Below are 23,610 nucleotides of genomic sequence, written 5' to 3'. Positions count from 1 at the left end.
AATTACTGTTGTAAATAGTTCTAATACGTTGAGTTATTTCATTAATAAAACTACTAGTCGTTATAGAGAAAAGAAATAATGAAGTAAAATCTATTCAGATACACTAAGGGAACAAAAAATGAACGTTGAAATCAAACCTGCTACATTAAAAGATGCCTCTTTGATCCTCGATATGATCATCGAACTCGCGGAATATGAAAAGGCACGCCATGAAGTTAAAGCATCAGTGACAGATATCGAAAACTCACTTTTTGGTGATAATTCAAACACTGAAGCACTAATTTGTTATGTTGACGGTAAGCCTGCTGGCTATGCTGTATTTTTCTCCAGTTATTCCACATGGTTAGGAAACAATGGAATTTACTTGGAAGATTTATATGTTTCTCCGAATTATCGTGGAGCAGGTGCGGGTAAAAAACTATTAAAATATATTGCTGAAATTGCCAGCGAAAGAAAATGCCAGCGTTTAGAGTGGAGCGTATTGGATTGGAACCAACCAGCAATTGACTTTTATAATAGTATTGGTGCTGAGCCTCAAGCTGAATGGATCCGTTATCGTATGGATGAGCAGTCTATTGCTAAATTCGTAAACTAATTTCCACCCAAAGTTAATTTTATAACAAAATAATGCTAACAATTTTTTTTGTTAGCATTATTTTTTGTGTTTAATCTATTTTTTATGCAATAAGTGCCAAGTCGGGAAATTAATGTTTTGAATATGGCAATTTGTGATATATGTGCTATTTTACTTAAGGTGAATTAAGGTAAAATGCTGTTAAATTAAATAGATAGAAATTGATTTCTTACAGATCTAAAGTGGAGTGTCGTAATAAGAGGGTTGTATAATAATATATTTTAGTCATTTTTTATTTTCTTTGTTTTATTATTTTAAGTACAACTAAATTAGTTACGCAATACTGAAATATTAAATTAAAAATTAGTTATTTTCTTTCACAAAAGAGAAAAGAAGGGATGGTATGAAAGTAAATAAACAGAAGATCGTTTTTTATGTTGTCATTATTTTGATTATTGCCTTGGGTGGTTATTATTATTGGAGCGTTAACTCCAGCAACTTACCTGCCGGTTTTGCTCAAAGCAATGGCCGTATAGAGGCAACAGAAATCGATATTGCGACTAAAATGGCAGGGCGGATTGAATCCATTACAGTAAGAGAAGGGGATTTTGTTAAAGAAGGGCAAATTCTTGCTAAAATGGATACCCGAGCATTGCAAGAGCAGCTTCATGAAGTTCAAGCGCAATTACGTCAAGCAATTAGCAACGTATCAACGGCTGAGTCAGGTTTGGTTCAGCGTCAAAGTGAAAGATTAGCCGCACAAGCCGTGGTTCGTCAGCGTGAAGCAGAACTCGATGCTGCTCAAAAACGCTTGAATCGCTCTCGCGCACTTGTAAGAACTAAAGCCGTTTCACAACAACAAGTCGATGATGATACCGCTCAAATGCAAGGCGCTAGAGCCGCATTAGAAGCGGCGAAAGCCCAAGTGGCCGCTTCACTTGCCGCGATTGATTCAGCAAAAGCGGGTGTTGTACAAGCAAAAACCCGTGTTGATGCTGCGACTGCTACAGAACGACGTATCACTGCTGATTTAGATGATAGTGTACTTAAAGCACCACGTAATGGACGTATTCAATATCGCGTTGCAGAGCCCGGAGAAGTATTAGGTGCAGGTGGTCGTGTACTAAATATGGTTGATCTCAGTGATGTTTACATGACTTTCTTTCTACCAACCGAAGATGCAGGAAAAGTCGCATTGGGTAGTGAAGTCCATATTGTATTAGATGCGGCACCGAATATTGTGATCCCTGCTAAAACGACATTTGTGGCAAGCGTTGCTCAATTCACACCAAAAACAGTAGAAACTCAAAATGAACGTTTGAAGTTAATGTTCCGTGTGCGTGCACGCATTTCACCTGAATTATTAGAACAGCATCTTGAATATGTTAAAACGGGTTTGCCGGGCAAAGCTTATGTTCGTTTAGATCCTGATGTTCAATGGCCAACCGATCTTGAGGTGAGGCTCCCACAATGACCTATAATTTGATGGATGATGTGATCGTAGATTTAAGCCATGTCAGCCAACATTATGGTGATAATTGTGCGTTGGATGACATTACGTTATCAATACCTGCAAGGAAAATGGTTGGTTTAATTGGCCCTGATGGTGTGGGTAAATCTAGTTTGATTTCTTTGATTGCAGGTGCAAGAGAGATCCAACAAGGAACGGTAATTGTGTTAGGGGGCGATATGGCAGACAAAGAGCACCGTCGTGCTGTTTGCCCGAAAATAGCCTATATGCCTCAAGGGTTAGGAAAAAACCTCTATCACACACTTTCAGTTTATGAAAACGTGGATTTTTTTGGTCGTTTATTTGGGCAATCCAAAGAAGAACGTCAATATAGAATCAATGACTTACTTGAAAGTACAGGGTTAGCGCCATTTAAAGACCGCCCAGCAGGTAAACTTTCTGGCGGGATGAAACAAAAACTTGGTTTGTGCTGTGCGTTAATTCATGACCCCGATTTATTGATACTTGACGAACCAACCACTGGTGTTGACCCCTTATCGCGTGCTCAGTTTTGGGATCTGATTGAACGAATTCGTGAGCGACAAACAAATATGAGCGTGCTCGTAGCTACCGCGTATATGGAAGAGGCGGAACGTTTTGATTGGTTAGTGGCAATGGATGATGGCAAAGTGATGGCAACAGGCCATGCCTCAGAGCTTAAGTCGCAAACTCAATGTGACGATTTAGAGGCTGCGTTTATTGCATTGCTACCAGAAGAAAAACGTAGTGGTCATAAAAAAGTGGTTATTCCACCACGAGATACTTCAGCGGATGATGTGATAGCGATTGAAGCACAAGATCTCACGATGCGTTTTGGACAATTTGTTGCTGTTGACCATGTTAATTTCAAAATACCTAAAGGGGAAATCTTTGGTTTTCTAGGTTCTAACGGTTGTGGTAAATCCACGACCATGAAAATGCTGACAGGTTTGCTACAAGCAAGCGAAGGGCAAGCATGGTTGTTTGGACAAGAAATCGATCCTAAAGATATTGAAACGCGTAAGCGCGTTGGTTACATGTCGCAAGCGTTTTCACTCTATAGTGAATTGAGTGTAGAGCAAAACTTAGTCCTACACGCTAAATTATTTCACATTCCCGAAGAACAAATTAAGCAACGTGTCGATGAAATGTGTCAGCGTTTCGAATTAGAAGATGTACGTGACACTATGCCAGATGACCTACCGCTAGGTATCCGTCAACGGTTATCGTTAGCTGTGGCTGTGATCCACAAGCCTGAAATGCTCATTCTAGATGAACCGACGTCGGGTGTTGACCCAGTTGCGAGGGATATGTTCTGGAACTTGATGGTAGACCTTTCCAGACGTGACGGCGTCACTATTTTTATCTCCACTCACTTTATGAATGAAGCGGAGCGTTGTGACCGTATTTCACTGATGCATGCAGGGAAGGTACTTGATTGTGATACACCAAATAACCTGATTAAAAAACGTGGACTGGATACACTAGAAGAAACATTTATTGTTTATCTACAAGAGGCGGTTGGAGATGCTGGGTCAACAAAAGATGATACTGTTCCCGAATTCCATGTTGACCCTGAACTCAAAAAACAAACTGATGAGGCGCTAAAAAGTCGTTTTAGCTTGCGTCGCTTGTTTAGTTATAGCATTCGAGAAGGTATGGAGCTGCGTCGTGATCCTGTACGTTCAACATTAGCATTACTGGGTACTGTGATTTTGATGTTTATCATGGGGTATGGGATCAGTATGGACGTAGAGAATTTACGTTTTTCCGTCCTTGATCGTGACCAAACAGGACTTAGCCAAGGATATACATTGAACCTTGCTGGCTCGCGTTATTTTATTGAGCAACCTCCGCTGAAAGATTATGACGAGTTAGAAACCGCTTTACGTAGCGGCAAAGTCACCGTTGCGCTTGAAATTCCGCCTAATTTTGCTCGTGATGTTGCTAAAGGGCATAACGTAAAAATCGGTGTGTGGGTTGATGGGGCAATGCCTAATAGAGCTGAAACGGTACGTGGTTATGTGCAAGCGATGCATTTAGCATGGTTAAGTACAATGGCGGCCAAACAACCAGTGGGTGTCGCTGGTATGCCAGTGATTGATATTCAAACGCGCTATCGTTACAACCCAGATGTTAAGAGCTTACCGGCGATCGTTCCAGCAGTCATTCCATTATTGTTGATGATGATCCCTGCAATGCTCAGTGCTCTTAGCGTGGTACGGGAAAAAGAGCTGGGTTCGATGATTAACCTTTATGTTACCCCGATCACCAAATTGGAGTTTTTATTGGGTAAACAGCTTCCTTATATTTTATTAGGGATGTTTAACTTTTTGATGCTGTGTGCGCTCAGTGTTTTTGTATTTGGCGTGAGTTTTAAAGGTAGCTTCTTAACTCTAACATTAGCCGCATTTTTATATATCACGATTGCAACAGGAATGGGGCTTTTGATTTCCTGTTTTATGAAAAGCCAAATTGCGGCGATTTTCGGTACTGCTATCATCACACTGATCCCAGCCACCCAATTTTCAGGCATGATTGATCCAGTATCATCATTGGAGGGTATTGGTCGTTGGGTTGGTATGGTCTATCCAACCTCGCATTTTTTGACGATCACGCGAGGAACTTTCTCTAAAGGATTAAATTTGTTTGACTTACAAGCCTCCTTTATTCCTTTATTGATAACAATTCCAATTGTGATTGGCCTCAGTGTCATTTTCCTGAAAAAACAGGAGTCTTAACTGATGATACGTAAGTTACAGAACATATTTCATTTGGGGGTTAAAGAGCTGCGCAGCTTGGGGCGTGATAAAGCGATGATGGCATTGATTGTATTTGCTTTTACTGTATCAATCTATTCATCGGCCACGGTGACGCCGGGTTCACTGCACAATGCCCCAATTGCTGTGGCCGATCAAGATAAATCACAGTTATCTAATCGTATTATTAATAGCTTTTATGCTCCTTATTTTAAGGCGCCTGCTGATATCATTCCTGAACAAATTGATGGTTTGCTTGATAGGGGAACTTACACCTTTGCATTAGATATTCCACCTAATTTTCAAAGAGATGTGCTCGCTGGGCGTCATCCTGAAATTCAGGTCAATATTGATGCAACACGTATGAGCCAAGCTTTTTTGGGCAATAGCTATATTCAAAATATTACCCTTGGTGAAGTAAATGAATTTCTTGCCAAATATCGTAGTAATACAAGTTTGCCGGTAGATCTTGAAGTTCGTATGCGCTTTAACCCAAATTTAACACAATCATGGTTTGGCTCAGTGATGGCGATTATTAACAACATCACGATGCTATCGATTGTATTAACTGGTGCTGCGCTAATCAGAGAACGGGAACATGGTACGGTTGAACACTTGATGGTGATGCCATTAACACCTTTCGAGATCATGCTTTCTAAGATTTGGTCTATGGGGTTAGTGGTATTGATTGCATCAGCGGTTTCATTGTTGTTAGTGGTCAAAACATTACTACAAGTCCCTATTGAAGGTTCAATATTGCTATTTATGTGCGGGGTGGCTTTAAGTTTATTTGCAACCACGTCAATCGGTATTTTTATGGGAACGATCGCGCGTTCAATGCCACAATTTGGTTTATTGATGATCTTAGTCCTGCTGCCTTTAAACATGCTATCGGGTGGGATGACCGCGAGGGAAAGTATGCCTCAATTGGTTCAAGATATTATGTTAACCATGCCAACAACCCATTTTGTTAGTCTTGCACAAGCTATTTTGTACCGAGGTGCTGGTTTCCAAATAGTATGGCCGCAATTTGTTGTGTTATTAATCATCGGTATGGTGTTCTTTTCATTTGCATTAATACGCTTCCGTAAAACCATTGCCACCATGGCATAACGTATCTAGGTATAAAATGACTAAAAACGCTTGCTGAAATCTATAGCAAGCGTTTTAATGTTATTCCTATCAATAATTAAACAATTATTAGGTATTACCTATCAAATTGATAGTAGCAACTGATTGGATAAAAAGTCTGTAAACCAGTAACTTAATAAGCAACCAAACAGGAGAACGTAAAAATGTCTTTAATTAATACTCAAATCAAACCATTTAAAAACCAAGCGTTTAAAGACGGCAAATTTATCGAAGTTACCGAAAAAGACGTAGCAGGAAAATGGAGCGTATTTTTCTTCTATCCAGCTGACTTTACTTTTGTTTGTCCAACCGAACTTGGTGACGTAGCAGACCACTACGCAGAATTCCAAAAAATGGGTGTTGAGATTTATTCTGTTTCAACTGATACCCACTTTACCCATAAAGCATGGCATGAGAGCTCAGAAACCATCGGTAAAATCAAATACACCATGATTGGTGACCCAACTGGTGTTCTGACTCGTAACTTTGAAAATATGCGTGAAGCAGAAGGTTTGGCTGACCGTGGTACTTTCGTTGTTGACCCACAAGGTATTATCCAAGCAATTGAAATCACTGCTGAAGGTATTGGCCGTGATGCAGCTGACCTGTTACGTAAGGTGAAAGCAGCGCAATACGTTGCTAGCCACCCAGGTGAAGTTTGCCCAGCTAAATGGAAAGAAGGTGAAGCAACACTGTCTCCATCTTTAGATTTAGTCGGTAAGATCTAATTTAAAATAAATTTCGAAAGTAAAAACGATATTCGAAAATGTTTATGTTATCGGGTGCTATGCACCCGATTTTATGACCAAGGGGATCATATGCTCGATAACAATATGCAAGCGCAATTAAAAGCTTACTTAGAAAAATTAACCAAACCAGTTGAATTAGTGGCGAATTTAGATAGTAGTAATAAATCAAATGAAATCAAACAACTGCTAAATCAAATCGCTACTTTATCAGATAAAATTACTGTTCGTGAAACGCATGATAGCAATGAAAGAACACCATCATTTTTAATCACAAACCCAGGTGTTGATAGTGGACTGCGTTTTGCTGGCTCACCATTGGGTCATGAATTTACCTCTCTTGTGTTGGCATTATTGCAAATTGGTGGTCACCCATCCAAAGAGGCACAAGAACTGTTAGATCAAGTGAAAGCTCTTGAAGGAGAGTTCCACTTTGAGACTTATTATTCACTGTCTTGTCATAATTGCCCTGATGTTGTTCAGGCACTGAACTTAATGGCAGTGTTAAACCCAAATGTTATGCATACAGCCATTGATGGCGCATTATTCCAAAAAGAAATAGATGAACGTAATGTTATGGGCGTACCAGCTGTTTTCCTTAACGGAAAAGAGTTCGGCCAAGGTCGTATGACGCTAAGTGAAATCGTTAATAAAGTGGATAGCAACGCAGATGCTCGTGCAGCAAAAGCATTAACAGAGCGTGAACCGTTTGAAGTATTAATCATCGGAAGTGGTCCTGCGGGTGCATCGGCGGCTATCTATACTGCACGTAAAGGTATTCGCACTGGTGTTATTGGTGAACGCTTTGGTGGGCAAGTCATGGATACTGTTGATATCGAAAACTATATTTCAGTGATCAAAACTGAAGGGGCGATATTTGCAGGAGCATTAAAAAATCACGTTGATGACTATAGTGTTGATGTGATTGATGGGCAATCAGTGACTAAACTGATCCCAGCAGAAAAAGCGGGTGGCTTACATCAAATTGAAACCGCATCAGGCGGCGTGATGAAATCACGTAGCATTATCATCGCAACTGGCGCTCGCTGGCGTAATATGGGGGTACCGGGTGAACAAGAGTATCGCACTAAAGGTGTAACATTCTGCCCACACTGTGATGGCCCATTATTTAAAGGCAAACGCGTTGCGGTGATTGGTGGCGGTAACTCAGGAATTGAAGCTGCGATTGACCTAGCGGGTATTGTTGAGCACGTAACCGTTCTTGAATTTGCACCTGAATTAAAAGCTGATTCTGTATTACAAGACAAAGCTCGTAGTCTGAAAAATATTGATATTATCGTCAATGCCCAAACTTTAGAAGTGAAGGGTGATGGTACCAAAATGACCAGTCTTGAATACAAAGACCGTACGGATGAAAGTGTTCATTCACTGGATGTTGCAGGTGCATTTGTTCAAATTGGCCTGCTGCCAAACACGAATTGGTTAGGTGATACTGTTGCCCGTAACCGTATGGGTGAGATTGAAGTCGACGCTCGCGGAGAAACCAGTGTGAAAGGTATTTTTGCCGCGGGTGACTGTACTACTGTCCCATATAAACAAATTATTATTTCAGCAGGTGAAGGAGCCAAAGCCGCACTTAGCGCATTTGATTACCTAATCCGCACAAGTACCAGAACCGCTGAATAGGTGTAATTTACTTTATATTCAGTGAGTTGTAGTCAAAAGGCACTCGGGGGCGAGTGCCTTTTTTTGTCAATATTACACCATTTTCTAGGAGCAAGCAGGCGGAACCATTTATTGTGTGAGGTTAGCTGAAACATGTAGCTAACAATGATTGCTCATCGCACAAACGAATCTAATGTCATTTGTGTGGTAACACGCGAAAATGTGGTGTTCTTTCATGTTATCGCTACCTTTCATTGAATACTTCAGTTCAATATCCTAGCTATTTTGCTCATTGAGTACATTTCCTCTTAACTCATTCAAATCGCGAAGAAAGATTTGTCACGGAATGCAATAACCTCTATATATATAATTCATGCGATAAATAATAAGCTAACTATCAATCGATTGAATAATGCCTATCGCATGTTTTCATCCTATTTAATCAAAAAATGATTTAAGGGTAATTTTAATTTGTTACTTAAGGTAAATGTGATGTCTTTTAAGCTGCGATATCTTGCGTTATTGCCTCTACTTGTCGTGACGGCTTGTCAGCAATCTAGCCATATCAACACCAAAACGAATACAATACCGAATGTTCAGGTACAGCCTGCGGTTGTTAACAACGCTTGGATAGAAATTTCTCGTAGTGCTCTCGAATTTAATATTCAGAAAGTTCAAAACTTGCTAGGGGATAAATCGGCTCTTTGTGCTGTCCTTAAAGGGGATGCATATGGCCACGATTTAACTTTAGTGACACCTATCATGATAGCAAACAATGTCCAATGTATTGGTGTGACAAATAATCAAGAATTACAGACTGTCAGAGAGTTAGGTTTTAAAGGGCGCTTGATGCGTGTGCGTAACGCCACTGAGCAAGAAATGGCGCAAGCAACCCAGTATGATGTTGAAGAGCTAATTGGTAATCTTGAGATGGCGGAATGGCTTAATGCAATCGCTAAGAAACAGGGTAAAACCATTGCGATACATTTAGCTTTAAACTCAGGCGGAATGTCACGTAATGGACTAGAAGTCGGTAATGCCGCAGGTTTAAATGAAGCAAAGCAAATTTCGCTATTACCACAATTGAAAATTGTTGGGATCATGTCTCATTATCCAGAAGAAGATGCTGCGCAAATCAAAGCGGATTTAGCTCGCTTTAACAAACAAGCAAAACAGGTATTAGAGGTTACCGGTTTAGACCGCAAAGATGTCACACTACATGTTGCGAATACCTTTGCAACAATTACGGTTCCTGAATCTTGGTTAGATATGGTTCGTGTAGGTGGTATTTTCTACGGAGATACGGTTGCAACGGATGAATATAAGCGTGTCATGACATTTAAATCAAATATTGCGGCTCTTAATCATTACCCTAAAGGTAATACAGTTGGCTATGATCGCACCTATACATTAAAACGTGATTCCGTGTTAGCAAATATTCCTGTGGGCTATGCTGATGGTTATCGTCGTGTATTTAGTAATGCTGGATTTGCTTTAATTGATGGGCAGCGGGTACCTGTATTAGGGAAGACCTCGATGAATACAGTGATGGTCGATGTTACCGATCTAAAACAAGTAAAACCTGGGGATGAAGTAGTCTTTTTTGGTCAACAAGGTAATGCTGAAATTACGGCAGAACAGGTAGAAGATATTAGTGGTGCATTATTTACTGAAATGTCTATCCTTTGGGGGGCAACTAACCCTCGTATATTAGTCGACTGAGATATTAAGTCGCGATCAATATACTTGTCATAATTTAAGGTGCAGCGTTGTTGAGTAAGCTCATTCGTATTAGCTACAGGGTTCTCTATGTTCCTAGCAATTTATGAGCATGTTGCTTAGCTGCACCTTGAAGTATTTAGAGTAGATAATTTACGTATCTATGGCTGTTTTTCGTTCATTTACCACGTTACGGCTTAAAGTACTTCATTAGTGAATATCATCATGACTACGATAGATTAATTCTAATTGAGGGTGGCTCCACAAACTTGCGGGTGTTACTGTTGCTCGTTCCCATGGGATTTGTCCAATAAACCACAATTTCCAAAAATTAAGTTTGGCATTGGGATTTTTACTTAACAATTCTCCGAAGGTTTCAATTTCACCAATTTTAATAGAAAGGGCGGATTGATAAATATCAAATACAAATTTTGAGCAAAATTGCCGAGATGAATTATAGTCAAACCCTGTATGGTAAAATTTATTTAATCTTGAAGGGACTTGTGCGATTAAAGCCGCTTTTTGCTGGTCACTAAGGTGTGTTGATAACCTACGGATACCATAACGGTGATCAGCTGAGCGTTGAATAAAACGGGTTAAAGTCGTCGTGGTTGAGAAGGGAACTCGACTTTCTGCAACTAAATAGTCTTGCCCATTATGGCCAATAATCAAGCCAACATGATTACTCCAACATAAAGAGGCTGAGGCGATTTGGCGAAACAAGGTCGTTCCAATACAGGTAAAGATAATATCGCCAATTTCGAGCTTGCCCAGATCGCTACTATATATCATCAATACACCTCAAAATTTATCATGAATTTGATTGATACTAGTGCATAGTTAGCTGAGTCAACAATCAGAGCTTGGATGAAAACCGTGTATATTTTGCTTTCGTTTATATTTTGTTAACTTCCAATATTAACTTATATTTTTATTGTGCTTTCCAATAATTGACTCAATGCAATGATATTTTTTGTAATTTCAGATTCAGTATGCGCGGCGTAACCAAATAAAATAGCATTGTTGTTTTGGTTATTTATGCAATAACGAGACAACGGCTGTACGCCAAATTGCAACTGATGACAGGCAGATAAAATAGATTGTAAATTGATATCCGGTTTTAACCAACATACAGCATGGATCCCTGAATCAGTTGGCGTTACTTCAAATATATGGGCTAAATATTGGTTTATTGCGTTAATTAATGTGTGTTGGCGTGAATAGCATATTTTGCGAATTTTTCGTACATGCCGTGCATAATGCCCTTCTTGAATAAATTGTGCTAACGCAGCTTGTTCTAAATACCCTGAATGACTATCACTGTAATATTTCACCATCGTAAAGGGTTCGATCAGTATTTCCGGCACAATTAAAAAACCAAGGCGAAAACCTGGGTACATCATTTTAGAAAATGTACCTGCATAGATAACACGCTGGTGGGTATCTAATCCTTGAAGTGCTTGAATAGGCTTAGAAAGATAACGGAATTCACTGTTGTAATCATCCTCAAAAATCCATGCATTATTTTGATGTGCCCACTCTAACATCGTTAATCGCCTAGCTAAGCTCAGTGTGGTCCCAAGAGGAAATTGATGTGATGGTGCGGTATAAATCAATTTAGCATCAGGGCAGTGCTCAGCGGCATAATCAATATCCATTCCATCACTGTCAGAGGGAATAGGTGATATTGTTGCTTCAGATGCCGCCAAGATTGCACGAGCACTGTCATAACCAGGATCATCTAGCCAAACGCAATCACCCCGTTGTAATAGTACTTTAGCGGCTAAATTAATCGCTTGTTGAGTTCCATTGACGATAATAACTTGCTCTTCACGGCAGTTGACACCACGTGTAGAACGGACGTAGTCAACTAAGATTTTTCTAAGGGGGAGGTAACCGTCAGGGTGATTATAATGTGTAATTTCATGTTTAGATTTTCGCCAAACACGGCCTAAAAGCCTACCCCATAAATCATGAGGAAATTGATCGACGCATCCAATGCCAATATTAAAAAATTGACGTTTATTGGTATTCGGTCGAGAGTTTTCCCATAATGTCGTTAAATGATTGAGTACAGGGCTAAGTTTTAATGCAGAATATTGTGATTTATTGTTGTTTTTGGGATTTGTTGTGAAGCGAATTAATTCATCAGGGATGGTTGTTGCTACATAAGTTCCTGAGCCTTGTTTAGTGACCAAGTAACCTTCATCAGTGAGTCGTTCAAAACCCGCAATCACTGAGTTGCGTGAAATAGACATCATTTCAGCGAAAGCTCGGCTTGATGGCAATTTAATACCAGACGTAAGTCGCCCATCAAGAATGGCATTTCGGATAGTGTGGTAAACACTTTCTTTAATGTAGCCCGCTTCTAATAATAAATGCGGAAATTGAGCTTGAGGCTTACGCTTCATAAAAATTGGATCCTAAATAAATATCAAAAGTGTATCTTATTAAGTACCAGATTGGTATGTAATATAACGCCATTGTTTTTACATGTCTCATTTTAAAGGATATATTATGAATAACAATGTGTTACCTGTTACTGTTCAGTTTGTATCACCAGATCATTATGCTCAATGGTTAGTATATTGGTTACAGTATCAAGAGTTTTATCAGGTTGATTTAAAAGAAGATATTACTTTAAAAACTTGGGAGCGCTTTTTTGATAAGAATGAGCCAATGTATTGTGCTGTAGCTCTCGAAGGAGACAAAGTACTTGGTTTTGTTAATTATCTTTACCATCGTTCAACATGGTCAAAAAATGATTTTTGCTATTTAGAAGATCTTTTTGTCTCTCCTGATGTTCGCGGACGTCAAATAGGCAAACACCTGATTGAATTTGTACAAGATCAGGCTCAAAAACAATCCTGTGGACGTTTATATTGGCATACACAGGAAACAAATTTACGTGGTCAACGTTTATATGATTGGGTTGCTGAAAAACCAGGGGTGATTGAGTATAGAATGCCGTTGTAATACGGATATTTTTCCCAACTCTTGGGACAAATATAAAGATCGCAAATAAAGCCAGATGATATGTAGCTAATATTTATATTTTTTGTAAATCGATGCTTTAAATTATTCGAAATATAGCTGGATGCATAGAGAATTGTGTAACCAGCGCAAGTTAATGACGTCAAAAATGAATCATGACGATTATATTTGTGGGCTCTTCCCATCCCTGTCGGTTATGTAACGATGGGGTTTTTGTTTGCGCCCAAGTTATCCTTTTGATTAATTTCAGACAAAGTTCAAAGTCTCTTTTTGCTAAGTTATGTTTGTCTGTTATTGAAAAATAACAAATAACAGTTAAACGCAATGAAATAATCAATACCCACGAATGTTGACGAATGTCAACGAATTGGGTAAAGTATAAATACAGGAGGATGATGAAGAGACACCCTAATAAACATATTCAAATGGCTATAGAATATGCTGTCTCAAAAGGCTCGATCTTAGTAGAAGCAGGTCAGAGCTCACATGCATTTTGTCGTTTACGTTGTGGTGACCCAAATAGGGAGCATCAAAATCATCAAATGAGTGTTTGGTCGACACCAAGTAGTCCTGAGAACCATGCTAAACAGATCAAACGGAAGGTTGATAGTTGTATTTGATCATCAGTTGGCTTAGGCGGCTGAAGCCGCCTACTTTAGTAGCGTCAATGAGGGCACAATGACTTTATATAATTTCACATTAATGCTATCAGGTGTAAATATTGACACACCTAGACTTGAAGATGCCCTGTATGAAAGTGGTTGCAGCGATGCATTAGTTTGTTTTTATGGGAAATCTGTTTATTTAGAATTTGACAGGGAATCCCAATCATTAGATAAAGCAATTGAATCAGCGATCGATAATATTGAAATGGCGGGGATTGGGGCAAAAGTTAATTCGGTTGATTCAGCATTAGTTGGTTTAAGTGACATTGCTGAATTAACTCATTTATCGCGACAAGCGATTGCAATGTTAAAAGATGGTACGCGCGGTTCTGGGGATTTTCCTAGCCCAATTCAGCGTATTAAAGGCCAATCACCGCTATGGGATTGGGCTGAAGTGGCAAACTGGCTTCTAAAGAGCGGTCGGCTAGATAGTCATACCGAATTAGTTTCTAATGCCCAGGTTTTAAGCAAGTGGAATTTAGCATTACGAGCAAGTGCTTGTTCTGAATTACAGCAAGTTGAAGCGATTACTAAAAAAATACTCAGTAATCGTAAGAAAAGAACGAATTGTTCAAATATCGAGAGTGCCACGTAATAACATTTAATCGTTATTTGCGGAGCAGTTAGACAGTAAAAATATTTAAGGGGAGCGAATTAGCTAACAAATAAACCGTTAGATGTCTCGTCTCCTCATGCTACTTTTATTGTTAACTCATAATGATGTTTAGAAAGAAATTAGTTATTTTGGGCTTTTAAACGATTACGGACCTCCATTAAAGCAAAACCCAGTAGATTTAAGCCTTTCCATGTTAGTGGATTTTCAATGTTTTCTGCATCTTCAGCAAGGCCAATCCCCCAAATTTTATCTACAGGACTAGCTTCAACAAGAATTCTTTCATTGGTATTAAGCAAAAACTGCAACAACATTTCATTTTGAGAAAACTTCGCAAAGTTAGCGTTAATAACAATATCAAATTTATGCATATCCCAATGTTCTTGTTTAAAGCCACGAACTTCTCTACCAAAGGCTTTTGCTGCTCCTGGGTTTGGTGCATTAATAATTTTTGTTAGTGTTTCTTGGTCATCAAATAACCGAGCTTTTTCTGCCATCATAAAATGTTCGGCGCTAGCAAAACGGTTACCGCTAACAATAAAAGGAGCAGGGTACCATTGGCTAAAACAGCTTTTAGTAACGGTATTTGATTTGGATTGATGTCCCCAAAAAAAGAGGTATTTAAATTTTTTGCCAGCGCGATAGTGTTTACAAAGTGTTTTAATATCCATAATAAAAATTATTCATAGTTAGGTTTATCATTAGGTTATAGAAATAATGACCAGTATACCATCAGAAATTCCCTTAATTGAGAAAGTGTATAATAGATGTAGCAATTTAAAAATGTGAGGAACTAAACACTTTCTACAAAAAACTGACCAGATGAAATATAAAGCCTTTTTTACCTAACCATTACATTTCTTTAATCTTTACAGTTAACTAGTATCATTAATGAAGTTTAGAGAGATTAAAATATAAAAATATGGAACAGGTATTATTAGTTTTATGGCCGTTGTTTGCTTTGATAGCGATGGGTTTTATATTACGTCGCGTATCATTATTTGCTGCTGACTTTTGGCCAAGTGCTGAAAAATTAAACTACTTTATTTTATTTCCAGCTTTACTAATTAACAGTTTGGCGAGTGCACCGCTTGATAACCCTAAATTGCCATATCTTGCCGCCGCAATTTTTTTTATTTTAGGGATAAGCAGCGCATTAGTTCTAGTGACTAAAATATTCTCTAAAATGCCAATACCTCGTTTTGGTGCGCATATTCAAGGTATTACCCGATTTAATACGTATTTGGGGTTAGCTATTGTCGCTGATTTATTTGGTACCGAAGGAATAGCGATTGCTGCAGTTCTTATGGCAATATTGGTACCCAGTTGTAATGTGATAGCCGTATTATCACTAACATCAGGAGCAAAAATTTCCATTAAGCAGCTCATCTTACCTATTATTAAAAATCCATTAATTATCTCGTGTGTGATAGGAATATTACTTAATCTATTACCCATCGGATTACCTTTTGGAACGGACCAATTACTTAAATTACTTGCCGCCGCGAGTTTACCATTAGGGTTAATTTGTATTGGCGCAGCACTACAAACGGCTACACTTAGAATTGAATTTAAACCATTAATGATATCAAGCCTAGTTCGGCTATTAGCGATGCCTGCACTTGCTATTTTTACGGCCAAGTTATTTTCTTTACCAACGCTTGAATCGGTATTATTGGTCATTTTTTTCGCTATACCGACAGCGCCAACAGCTTATATTTTAACACGGCAGCTAAAAGGTGATAGCCAGCTGATGGCAGGGATCATCACACTGCAAACGGTAATGGCAGTAATAACATTACCAGTGATACTCTCTTTAATGTTGGATTAAATTTTTCATTTTTTAGCTAATAATCGTTTTATTGAAGATATAAATAATCGCTAATGTAATATTATCGTGATCTTTTGCAAAAAAGATACCCTTAGACAAAGATTTCACTTGTTTTATATTTTACATTAGAGATTTAAATATGCATTTAAACATTAATTTAGCATGTATATCACGTCCATCTTTACCTAAGTTAGACATTGGAGTTCCAACTTTAACTGGGTCGACTAATGTTTCAATAGCCGACCAAATAAAGAAAACTAATAACACTTTACTTGGATATCGGGATATTGATGTACGGATTGTTCGTGGAGAGAATGGGAAAGAATATCATTTATCATCAAGTGAAGTTAAGTGGCTTGCTAGAATAACTAGCTATGAAATTAACCGATAAAAGAGTTAAGCTTAACCTTACTATTATACATATTTAACAGCGCATTAATTTGGTTTATCTTGTGGCGCTACAGGTTTTATACCTTGTTTGCGGAATGCTAAAGACATACACTGCTCTACAGTTAACTACGCCATCCAATAAGGGGTTATGTGTGTCTTTAGAAAAATGTAAAAGCTATGAAAATCTATCTATTGATGACGTTTTAGACAAACTTTCTTTATTATACGGTAATGCTATCGAGTCACTCCGCAATGCGATAGCGGCTTATATTAATAATGGGCAACTTCCCGAAGTAAATGCACGTGAAAAAGGTTTATTTGCTTACCCTGAATTATGTGTTGAATGGCGTGGTAAGGTTGATCGTTGTGAAAAAACAAGAGCATATGCTCGGTTTGTCAAGCCAGGTAACTACTGCATTACTATTACCCAACCCAATTTGTTTCGCCAATATCTTACCGAGCAATTAGCTATATTGCAGCAAGATTATGATGTTACTTTTTCTGTTCGTCCATCTAAAACAGAAGTGCCTTATCCTTTTGTCATTGACGGTTCAGATCTTGTTTTAGACCGCAGTATGAGCAGTAGTTTAGCTGCACATTTTCCTATTACTGATTTAGCTGATATCAGTGATGATATTACTGATGGTTTAGTTCAATTTAAAGGTGAAATGCCGCTTTCTCATTTTGACGCATTACGGGTTGATTTTTCTCTAGCTCGGTTAAAGCATTACACGGGTACACCGCCGGAGCATGTACAACCTTATATTTTGTTCACTAATTATAATCGTTATGTCGATGAGTTTGTTAGTTGGGCATGTGAGCAAATTAAGGATCCTGATAGTCGATACATAGCACTATCCTGTGTTGGGCATAATTATTTAACCGCAGAAAATGCGGATCCACAAATTGCCACATCTGACCTAACGTGGAAAAAATTTCAAATGCCGGCCTATCATCTATTAGCGAAAGACGGTATAGGAATAACATTAGTGAATATTGGTGTTGGGCCATCCAACGCCAAAAATATTTGTGATCATTTAGCCGTATTACGCCCACATGCATGGTTAATGATTGGTCATTGTGGTGGGTTACGTGAAAGTCAAAAAATTGGTGATTATGTGTTGGCTCATGCTTATTTGCGTGATGACCATATTTTAGATGACGTGTTGCCACCTGACATTCCAATTCCAAGTATCGCTGAAGTGCAAAGAGCGTTATACGATGCAACTAAGCAAGTCAGTAATATGCCTGGTGAATTAGTCAAACAGCGTTTACGCACTGGTACTGTTGTGACAACCGATGATCGTAACTGGGAGTTGCGTTTTTTTGCAACAGCACGTCGCTTTAGCTTAAGTCGTGCGGTAGCTGTTGATATGGAAAGTGCTACCATTGCAGCTCAAGGTTATCGTTTTAGAGTCCCATATGGAACATTATTATGTGTCTCTGATAAGCCATTACATGGCGAAATAAAATTACCAGGTCAAGCCAACAGCTTTTATGAAGGAGCTATTTCTGAGCACTTGCAGATAGGGATCCGTGCGATAGATCTTTTACGACAAGAAGGCGATAAGCTGCATTCAAGAAAATTAAGAACGTTCGATGAACCACCTTTTAGGTAGAGAAGGGTAAGCATTTATGGCCGAGCGCTTTTACAAGTTCAATGTTTTGATAATTGATTAAAAAAGAGGCACTGATTTTGTGCTAGCATACCCGTAAGATAATTTCTGCATTTTAGAAAAATGCCACCTTAATAAGGTGGCGAATCATAGATTACTTGATAACTGAGTTTAAGGAAGGTTATTCAAGTAGAATAAATATAAGTTGAAGTGAATGAGTATGCTTTGTTATCGTTAACATTTGAATAAGAAAGTTGTTTTACTGTGTAAATAATCAATTCTAAATATTTAAAGAGAGTATCTGGTAGGGCACATGTTTTATTTTTAGAGCAGCTGGTTCTGCACGTATCATTATGTGGATGACAACCCACATAACAAGCAACTAAAAGTGCTAATCGTGATGACCAGCACTCAAGTTAAATATAGCTTAATTAAAAATTAACTGCCTCTATAAGTAGAGTAGCCATATTGGCTTAAAAGTAATGGAATATGATAGTGCTCATTCACATTATTTATATGAAACTCGACGGGAATTTCAGGGAAAAAACTTTCTTTGCCTTGCTCTTTAAAATATTCGCCCGTTTTAAAAACAACTCTATAGTCACCAACAGTCGGAGTTTCTGTATTATCTGGCCAGATCGACTTAATTCTACCATCATTATCCGTTTTTTCTGAGTTTAGTCGGACCCATGTATTTGATTGTTTTTTTTCTAATGTGACTTCAACGTTAGATGCTGGTTTTCCTGTTTGTTGATTGAGTATATGAACACTTAGTATGTCACTGGCTGCAATAGAAAGAGCAGGAGCCATCATTAAAGGGGTGAGCAGTAAATATAAGGCACTTTTGTTCATTTTGATATCCTTTCATTAATCAAGAGAGAATATTTTAGCTATAAGAGTGTGGAATTTACCTTACGGGAAGGTTACATTTCTGTCATTTATTATGATATCTATATGTTTTTAGCGTATTTGTAATAAATAAAATGTTTGAGTTGTTGTTAGGCTTATGAATGAGAATGAATTAACCATAACTCGCTAAGTGATCGGGGGAAGGAAAAATAATGACAAGTTTCAGCGGTACTATTCCTCAGCTTGAAACCGAAAGGTTAATTTTATCTGGGCACCAACAAAGTGATTTTGCTGCATTAACACAATTATGGGCCACTGAAGCGATGGTTCAGCATATTGGTGGCGTACCTTCTACCGAACGTGAATCGTGGATGCGAATGTTGGCATACGGTGGTTTATGGCCAATACTTGGTTTTGGCTATTGGGCTGTAAGAGAAAAGCATACAAGGCGTTATGTTGGGGATCTCGGATTTGCAGATTTTCATCGTATAATCCAACCACCAGTAAAAGGTATTCCTGAAGCGGGTTGGGTGATCGCTCCTGAGTTTCAAGGCAAAGGATATGCGACAGAAGCCATGCAAGCCGCACTAAATTGGCTAAGCGACTTGAATCAATTTGAGCGTTCAATTTGCTTTGTTGCTTCAGAGAATACGCCATCTCTACGAGTAGCTCTAAAGTTGGGCTATATCGTACAAAAAGATGTTATTATGAATGGTACGAGTTCAGTATTACTTGAGAAAAAACTGTAAATAAAATTAGCGAGTCATTAACACGATGGTAGATGAATTAGATATTTCAGAAGTGAGTGAATTATCAGGTTTACCAGCATCCACTCTTCGTTATTATGAGGAGAGAGGGTTGATTAAACCTATTGGTCGTAAGGGACTAAAACGTGTTTATCATGCAAAAGATATCATGACTCGCTTATCATTAATTTCTTTAGGCCGCGAAGCTCAATTTACACTTGATGAAATTAACGTCATGTTGAATAAAGAGAAAGGACCAAGTATCGAACGTCGCCATTTACAAGCAAAAGCCAGTGAATTACAAAATACTATTGATAATTTAATGACATTAAAAAATGCCCTCTTGCATATTGCTAATTGTCCAGAAGAGGATCACCTACTTTGTCCAAAATTTCAGAAAATCATGTCTATAGGATTGCGAAATAATCGAAAGCTGAATAAATAGTAATTACCTTCCTATTATCCCATTTCAGATAGTAATCTATCCCATTTTCCTGCATAGAAAGCCCTGAAAATCTTAACTACACTTAAAGTCATCGCCTCATTGATTCAAAGGGTCTTATGTCTACTCATTTTTTAGCATTTGAAAAACCGATAGTCGAATTGAATGAAAGAATCGACGCTTTAGCCGCTTTTAAACAAAGTGGTCAACAGCCCGACATTGAGTTTGATGAAGAAATTAAACTGTTAGAAAAAAAATGTCTTACTCTCACTAAGAAGATTTTTTCTCAGTTGGGTGCATGGGAGATTGTTCAGTTAGCAAGACATCCAATGCGTCCGTATACATTGGACTATATTTCTTTGATTTTTACAGATTTTCAAGAACTCGCGGGTGATCGCGCATTTGCGGATGATAAGGCTTTGGTTGGTGGATTAGCACGGCTTGAAGGCCAACCAGTTATGGTGATAGGACAGCAAAAAGGGCGTACGACAAAAGAAAAAGTGTTACGTAATTTTGGTATGCCTTCCCCTGAAGGGTATCGCAAAGCACTGCGTTTAATGAAAATGGCTGAACGTTTCCATTTACCCGTAGTGACATTTATTGATTCAGCAGGTGCTTACCCAGGAATTGGCGCTGAAGAACGGGGGCAAGCAGAAGCCATTGCTCGGAATATTATGGAAATGTCTTGCTTAAAAACGCCGATTATTTGTGTGATTACTGGTGAAGGTTGTTCTGGTGGTGCACTTGGTATTGGTGTCGGTGATCGTATTAATATGTTGGAATATAGTACTTACGCTGCAATTTCACCTGAAGGTTGCGCATCCATTTTGTGGAAAGACGCACAGAAAGCTCAAATTGCAGCAGAAACTATGGGAATGACTGCAAATCGCCTTAAAGAATTGAAAATCATTGATACGGTGATCCCTGAACCATTAGGTGGTGCACACCGTGATTATGAACAAGCGGGAAAAAATTTAAAGCAGCAATTGATTACTGATTTAGTAGCATTAAAACAATTGGATATTGAAACTTTGCTGGCGGAACGTTATCAAAAAGTTATGGCTATTGGTTATTGCTGATAGCCATAACGGTTGTTTTAATACTTCAAAAGGCTGTTCATGTTATATTGATTTATCTAACAAAATCAGAGTCGAGATTTGAATGGATATTCATAAATGGGCAACCTTATTTGATAATTATTTGCAGAAAAACTGGACGATAACTGATAATAGCCAAGATATTTCCCATGTACGCAGAGTTTGGGGAACTGCGCGGCATTTGATGGAAAATGACAGTAACGTAAATCCTTTAATTGTACTTACTGCATGTTATTTTCATGATTTTGTAACTCTCCCCAAAAATCATCCACAAAGACATCAAGCATCCTCTCTGAGTGCGGATAAGACAATCAAGGTATTACAAAACTATTTTCCAAGCTTTCCTGAATATTATTATGTCCCAGTTAGACATTGTATTATTGCTCATAGTTTTAGCGCTAATATTGAGCCAATTACAATTGAAGCAAAAATTGTACAAGATGCTGATAGATTGGAAGCATTAGGCGCGATAGGTTTAGCGCGCGTGTTTGCAGTAAGTGGCCAATTAAATCGAGCGCTGTTTGATGCCAATGATCCTTTTGCGAAAAATAGGCCTTTAAATGATAATTTATGGGCACTTGACCATTTTCAGGAAAAATTACTGAAATTGCCAGAAACAATGCAAACTAAAGCTGGTAAAATTCTAGCGACGCATAACGCAAATTATCTTGTGCAATTTATGGCAAAATTAAGTGCTGAATTAAACGGTGATCCACTGCAAGTTGATCAACACATTATTGATAGGTTTGTACTCGATGTTTAATCATAAATCGTGGTGAAGGATCCTTAATGTCAGTTGACCTAAATTTATTAAAAGTATTTATATCCGTCGCCTCTCAAGGGAGCTTTGCGCGAGCAGCACAGCAATTATCAATGCCGACATCGAATGTTAGCCGTAGTATAAAACAGTTAGAACAACAGCTAAATTGTCGCTTAATTGAACGAACAACGCGCAGTATGAGGCTAACCGAACAAGGTGATATTTTATTAAAGCAGAGCCAAAGGCTTTATGAAGAACTCGATGAGACTTTAGATCAAATTAGTCACCGTGAAATATTATCGGGTGCTTTACGTCTTACTATTCCGAGTGAAGCGGGGAGCCTATTATTAGCCGAGATAATCGCTGAATTTGCATTACAGCATCCGAAATTAGCGATTCACTGTGATACACAGCTTATGCCCTTGGATGTGATAAATGATGATATCGACTTACTGTTTACCTTTCATCGTGGTGAATTGGATAATAGCAGCTATCACTCTCGGCTAATTAAAACGTGGCAAAGTGTGGTCGTCGCATCACCACAACTTATTGAGCGAACAGGGCGGCCTCAAACAATCGCAGACCTCGCCAATATGCCATGTATTTCTAGTTTAAGTGCCTTATCAGGCCAGCCATGGGTGTTTATTGATCAACAACAATGCCAGCAAAAAATTAATATTAATAGCCAATATCGAGTGAATAGCGGTATTTTAGCCAATGTTGCAGCTCTTAAAGGGGTCGGTTACGCTATTTTGGCCAAAGAGCCTTGTGAACAGGAAATTGCACAAGGATTACTTGAGGTGATTGAGTTTGATGAGCAGCCAGCTCCGATTGAATTACGAGCTATTTATGCGAGCCGTCGTTCATTATCACCGAAAATAGATGTATTTTTGCAATATCTATTGCAACGGCTCGCGTAGTTAATGTAAGTAAATTACTTGGATAAATTACGCAGTTGCATCGTCATGCCTTTCAGAAAATAGCGTAATAACTGATCGCCGCAATCACGGTAGTTTTTATGATCAGGTTTGCGGAATATGGCATTAAGTTCAGGTTTTGAAACACGAAAATCAACTTTTTGGTAGATCTCGATCATATCAGTGTCTTTTAATGCAAAAGCAACTCGTAGTTTTTTTAGGATAATATTATTGGTAATACGAGTTTCTACTTCAGGCATTGGGTTATTGTCATCTTTACCACGGCGGAAATAGATCAAACCGTTCAAGAAATGGCCAAGTAATTTGTCATTGCATTCAACATAGTCAGGATCGTCGTCTTTTTTTAACCAACCTACCATTTCAGCTTTAGTTACAGTTAAATCAGCAAGTTTAATAATTTCAACCATCTGGTTATCACTCAGATCTAGCATGTAACGGACACTACGTAACACATAATTATTCAGCATATTTAATGATCTCATCTGTATTTCAAATCAACCACCAAGGCTGAAATTTAAAAATAGTGTAATTTTGAGGTGAGGATATTAGAAGGAATAGAGGGGTATGTAAAGCTAGCGATTTTGTTGTTTTATACTCGTAATACCCAAGTTGCAGCGCTTTGCAT

Annotated in this window: 22 protein-coding genes; 17 read left to right on the top strand and 5 right to left on the bottom strand. The window is 38.4% G+C overall.

Annotated elements, in window-relative coordinates; all coding sequences use genetic code 11:
• Nucleotides 1-118: 118 nt before the first annotated feature.
• The 7 genes from M1E96_RS10450 to alr all read left to right on the top strand — a co-directional run bounded on the left by M1E96_RS10450 (nucleotide 119) and on the right by alr (nucleotide 10,047).
• On the top strand, nucleotides 119-595 hold the full coding sequence (locus M1E96_RS10450) for a GNAT family N-acetyltransferase (protein WP_070928587.1): 477 nt from the start codon (nucleotides 119-121) through the stop codon (nucleotides 593-595).
• A 382-nt stretch (nucleotides 596-977) separates the two neighbouring features.
• Nucleotides 978-2,048 (top strand): HlyD family secretion protein, encoded by a 1,071-nt coding sequence (locus M1E96_RS10445; protein ID WP_272579804.1) that lies wholly within the window; start codon nucleotides 978-980, stop codon nucleotides 2,046-2,048.
• Nucleotides 2,045-4,804 carry a ribosome-associated ATPase/putative transporter RbbA gene (gene rbbA / locus M1E96_RS10440; RefSeq protein WP_337979360.1) on the top strand — a complete coding sequence of 920 codons (2,760 nt, stop codon included), beginning with the start codon at nucleotides 2,045-2,047 and terminating at the stop codon, nucleotides 4,802-4,804. Before M1E96_RS10445 ends, rbbA begins: the two co-directional genes overlap by 4 nt.
• Nucleotides 4,805-4,810: 6 nt before the next feature.
• The gene (locus M1E96_RS10435; RefSeq protein WP_369427520.1) at nucleotides 4,811-5,935 is read left to right on the top strand and encodes an ABC transporter permease; all 1,125 of its coding nucleotides are present in this window, start codon (nucleotides 4,811-4,813) and stop codon (nucleotides 5,933-5,935) included.
• Nucleotides 5,936-6,117: 182 nt separating this feature from the next.
• On the top strand, nucleotides 6,118-6,681 hold the full coding sequence (gene ahpC / locus M1E96_RS10430; RefSeq protein ID WP_369426991.1) for an alkyl hydroperoxide reductase subunit C: 564 nt from the start codon (nucleotides 6,118-6,120) through the stop codon (nucleotides 6,679-6,681).
• Nucleotides 6,682-6,771: 90 nt separating this feature from the next.
• A complete protein-coding gene (gene ahpF, locus M1E96_RS10425; RefSeq protein ID WP_369426990.1) occupies nucleotides 6,772-8,346 on the top strand; it encodes an alkyl hydroperoxide reductase subunit F in 1,575 nt (524 codons plus the stop codon).
• A 471-nt stretch (nucleotides 8,347-8,817) separates the two neighbouring features.
• On the top strand, nucleotides 8,818-10,047 hold the full coding sequence (alr, locus tag M1E96_RS10420; protein WP_349485345.1) for an alanine racemase: 1,230 nt from the start codon (nucleotides 8,818-8,820) through the stop codon (nucleotides 10,045-10,047).
• Nucleotides 10,048-10,254: 207 nt separating this feature from the next.
• On the opposite strand, the gene M1E96_RS10415 is transcribed toward alr, so the two are convergent.
• Nucleotides 10,255-10,836, bottom strand: a complete 582-nt coding sequence (locus tag M1E96_RS10415; RefSeq protein ID WP_070928642.1) for a YebB family permuted papain-like enzyme — start codon at nucleotides 10,834-10,836, stop codon at nucleotides 10,255-10,257.
• Nucleotides 10,837-10,967: 131 nt separating this feature from the next.
• The gene (locus tag M1E96_RS10410; RefSeq protein ID WP_070928644.1) at nucleotides 10,968-12,455 is read right to left on the bottom strand and encodes a PLP-dependent aminotransferase family protein; all 1,488 of its coding nucleotides are present in this window, start codon (nucleotides 12,453-12,455) and stop codon (nucleotides 10,968-10,970) included.
• A 106-nt stretch (nucleotides 12,456-12,561) separates the two neighbouring features.
• Here M1E96_RS10410 and M1E96_RS10405 point away from each other — a divergent pair, with 106 nt between their 5' ends.
• From M1E96_RS10405 to M1E96_RS10395, 3 genes are all read left to right on the top strand, one after another.
• Nucleotides 12,562-13,020, top strand: a complete 459-nt coding sequence (locus tag M1E96_RS10405) for a GNAT family N-acetyltransferase (protein WP_070928646.1) — start codon at nucleotides 12,562-12,564, stop codon at nucleotides 13,018-13,020.
• A gap of 413 nt (nucleotides 13,021-13,433) precedes the next feature.
• Nucleotides 13,434-13,658 (top strand): hypothetical protein, encoded by a 225-nt coding sequence (locus M1E96_RS10400; RefSeq protein ID WP_369426989.1) that lies wholly within the window; start codon nucleotides 13,434-13,436, stop codon nucleotides 13,656-13,658.
• A 58-nt stretch (nucleotides 13,659-13,716) separates the two neighbouring features.
• The gene (locus M1E96_RS10395; RefSeq protein WP_369426988.1) at nucleotides 13,717-14,298 is read left to right on the top strand and encodes a helix-turn-helix transcriptional regulator; all 582 of its coding nucleotides are present in this window, start codon (nucleotides 13,717-13,719) and stop codon (nucleotides 14,296-14,298) included.
• A gap of 140 nt (nucleotides 14,299-14,438) precedes the next feature.
• Here M1E96_RS10395 and M1E96_RS10390 read toward each other — a convergent pair whose 3' ends face one another.
• Nucleotides 14,439-14,987 (bottom strand): NADAR family protein, encoded by a 549-nt coding sequence (locus M1E96_RS10390; RefSeq protein WP_272579810.1) that lies wholly within the window; start codon nucleotides 14,985-14,987, stop codon nucleotides 14,439-14,441.
• A gap of 251 nt (nucleotides 14,988-15,238) precedes the next feature.
• Between M1E96_RS10390 and M1E96_RS10385 the strand changes: the two genes are divergently transcribed.
• A complete protein-coding gene (locus M1E96_RS10385; protein ID WP_272579811.1) occupies nucleotides 15,239-16,147 on the top strand; it encodes an AEC family transporter in 909 nt (302 codons plus the stop codon).
• A 542-nt stretch (nucleotides 16,148-16,689) separates the two neighbouring features.
• Nucleotides 16,690-18,156 carry an AMP nucleosidase gene (locus M1E96_RS10380; RefSeq protein WP_272579812.1) on the top strand — a complete coding sequence of 489 codons (1,467 nt, stop codon included), beginning with the start codon at nucleotides 16,690-16,692 and terminating at the stop codon, nucleotides 18,154-18,156.
• A 435-nt stretch (nucleotides 18,157-18,591) separates the two neighbouring features.
• Here M1E96_RS10380 and hiuH read toward each other — a convergent pair whose 3' ends face one another.
• Nucleotides 18,592-19,005: a hydroxyisourate hydrolase gene (gene hiuH, locus M1E96_RS10375; protein ID WP_070928659.1), complete on the bottom strand. Its 414-nt coding sequence runs from the start codon at nucleotides 19,003-19,005 to the stop codon at nucleotides 18,592-18,594.
• 209 nt (nucleotides 19,006-19,214) lie between these two features.
• Here hiuH and M1E96_RS10370 point away from each other — a divergent pair, with 209 nt between their 5' ends.
• The 5 genes from M1E96_RS10370 (at nucleotide 19,215) to M1E96_RS10350 (ending at nucleotide 22,967) form a co-directional block, all read left to right on the top strand.
• Nucleotides 19,215-19,751 carry a GNAT family N-acetyltransferase gene (locus M1E96_RS10370; protein WP_070928661.1) on the top strand — a complete coding sequence of 179 codons (537 nt, stop codon included), beginning with the start codon at nucleotides 19,215-19,217 and terminating at the stop codon, nucleotides 19,749-19,751.
• Nucleotides 19,752-19,776: 25 nt separating this feature from the next.
• Nucleotides 19,777-20,193, top strand: a complete 417-nt coding sequence (locus M1E96_RS10365) for a helix-turn-helix domain-containing protein (RefSeq protein ID WP_369426987.1) — start codon at nucleotides 19,777-19,779, stop codon at nucleotides 20,191-20,193.
• A 116-nt stretch (nucleotides 20,194-20,309) separates the two neighbouring features.
• Nucleotides 20,310-21,269, top strand: a complete 960-nt coding sequence (gene accA, locus M1E96_RS10360) for an acetyl-CoA carboxylase carboxyl transferase subunit alpha (RefSeq protein ID WP_319065987.1) — start codon at nucleotides 20,310-20,312, stop codon at nucleotides 21,267-21,269.
• An 82-nt stretch (nucleotides 21,270-21,351) separates the two neighbouring features.
• Nucleotides 21,352-22,050 (top strand): phosphohydrolase, encoded by a 699-nt coding sequence (locus M1E96_RS10355; RefSeq protein WP_369426986.1) that lies wholly within the window; start codon nucleotides 21,352-21,354, stop codon nucleotides 22,048-22,050.
• A gap of 26 nt (nucleotides 22,051-22,076) precedes the next feature.
• Nucleotides 22,077-22,967 (top strand): LysR family transcriptional regulator, encoded by an 891-nt coding sequence (locus tag M1E96_RS10350; protein WP_070928667.1) that lies wholly within the window; start codon nucleotides 22,077-22,079, stop codon nucleotides 22,965-22,967.
• Nucleotides 22,968-22,981: 14 nt separating this feature from the next.
• Here the strand turns inward: M1E96_RS10350 and M1E96_RS10345 are convergent, their stop codons facing one another.
• Nucleotides 22,982-23,452: a DUF1456 family protein gene (locus M1E96_RS10345; RefSeq protein WP_272579892.1), complete on the bottom strand. Its 471-nt coding sequence runs from the start codon at nucleotides 23,450-23,452 to the stop codon at nucleotides 22,982-22,984.
• Nucleotides 23,453-23,610: the final 158 nt, after the last annotated feature.

It is taken from the genome of Providencia sp. PROV236 (assembly GCF_033676985.1).
Classification (GTDB): Bacteria; Pseudomonadota; Gammaproteobacteria; order Enterobacterales; family Enterobacteriaceae; genus Providencia; species Providencia manganoxydans.
The sequence above is the reverse complement of the archived record's forward strand: the minus strand, read 5'-3'. Positions and strand labels throughout refer to the sequence as shown.

Bases quoted from the DNA above. Each gene is read 5' to 3' on its own strand.
- M1E96_RS10345 (WP_272579892.1), bottom strand. From the start codon at position 23,452: ATGCTGAATAATTATGTGTTACGTAGTGTCCGTTACATGCTAGATCTG.
- M1E96_RS10450 (WP_070928587.1), top strand. From the start codon at position 119: ATGAACGTTGAAATCAAACCTGCTACATTAAAAGATGCCTCTTTGATC.
- rbbA (WP_337979360.1), top strand. From the start codon at position 2,045: ATGACCTATAATTTGATGGATGATGTGATCGTAGATTTAAGCCATGTC.
- ahpC (WP_369426991.1), top strand. From the start codon at position 6,118: ATGTCTTTAATTAATACTCAAATCAAACCATTTAAAAACCAAGCGTTT.
- M1E96_RS10390 (WP_272579810.1), bottom strand. From the start codon at position 14,987: ATGGATATTAAAACACTTTGTAAACACTATCGCGCTGGCAAAAAATTT.
- M1E96_RS10445 (WP_272579804.1), top strand. From the start codon at position 978: ATGAAAGTAAATAAACAGAAGATCGTTTTTTATGTTGTCATTATTTTG.
- alr (WP_349485345.1), top strand. From the start codon at position 8,818: ATGTCTTTTAAGCTGCGATATCTTGCGTTATTGCCTCTACTTGTCGTG.
- accA (WP_319065987.1), top strand. From the start codon at position 20,310: ATGTCTACTCATTTTTTAGCATTTGAAAAACCGATAGTCGAATTGAAT.
- M1E96_RS10400 (WP_369426989.1), top strand. From the start codon at position 13,434: ATGAAGAGACACCCTAATAAACATATTCAAATGGCTATAGAATATGCT.
- M1E96_RS10415 (WP_070928642.1), bottom strand. From the start codon at position 10,836: ATGATATATAGTAGCGATCTGGGCAAGCTCGAAATTGGCGATATTATC.
- M1E96_RS10385 (WP_272579811.1), top strand. From the start codon at position 15,239: ATGGAACAGGTATTATTAGTTTTATGGCCGTTGTTTGCTTTGATAGCG.
- M1E96_RS10365 (WP_369426987.1), top strand. From the start codon at position 19,777: ATGGTAGATGAATTAGATATTTCAGAAGTGAGTGAATTATCAGGTTTA.
- M1E96_RS10370 (WP_070928661.1), top strand. From the start codon at position 19,215: ATGACAAGTTTCAGCGGTACTATTCCTCAGCTTGAAACCGAAAGGTTA.
- M1E96_RS10405 (WP_070928646.1), top strand. From the start codon at position 12,562: ATGAATAACAATGTGTTACCTGTTACTGTTCAGTTTGTATCACCAGAT.
- M1E96_RS10395 (WP_369426988.1), top strand. From the start codon at position 13,717: ATGACTTTATATAATTTCACATTAATGCTATCAGGTGTAAATATTGAC.
- hiuH (WP_070928659.1), bottom strand. From the start codon at position 19,005: ATGAACAAAAGTGCCTTATATTTACTGCTCACCCCTTTAATGATGGCT.
- M1E96_RS10355 (WP_369426986.1), top strand. From the start codon at position 21,352: ATGGATATTCATAAATGGGCAACCTTATTTGATAATTATTTGCAGAAA.
- M1E96_RS10350 (WP_070928667.1), top strand. From the start codon at position 22,077: ATGTCAGTTGACCTAAATTTATTAAAAGTATTTATATCCGTCGCCTCT.
- M1E96_RS10410 (WP_070928644.1), bottom strand. From the start codon at position 12,455: ATGAAGCGTAAGCCTCAAGCTCAATTTCCGCATTTATTATTAGAAGCG.
- ahpF (WP_369426990.1), top strand. From the start codon at position 6,772: ATGCTCGATAACAATATGCAAGCGCAATTAAAAGCTTACTTAGAAAAA.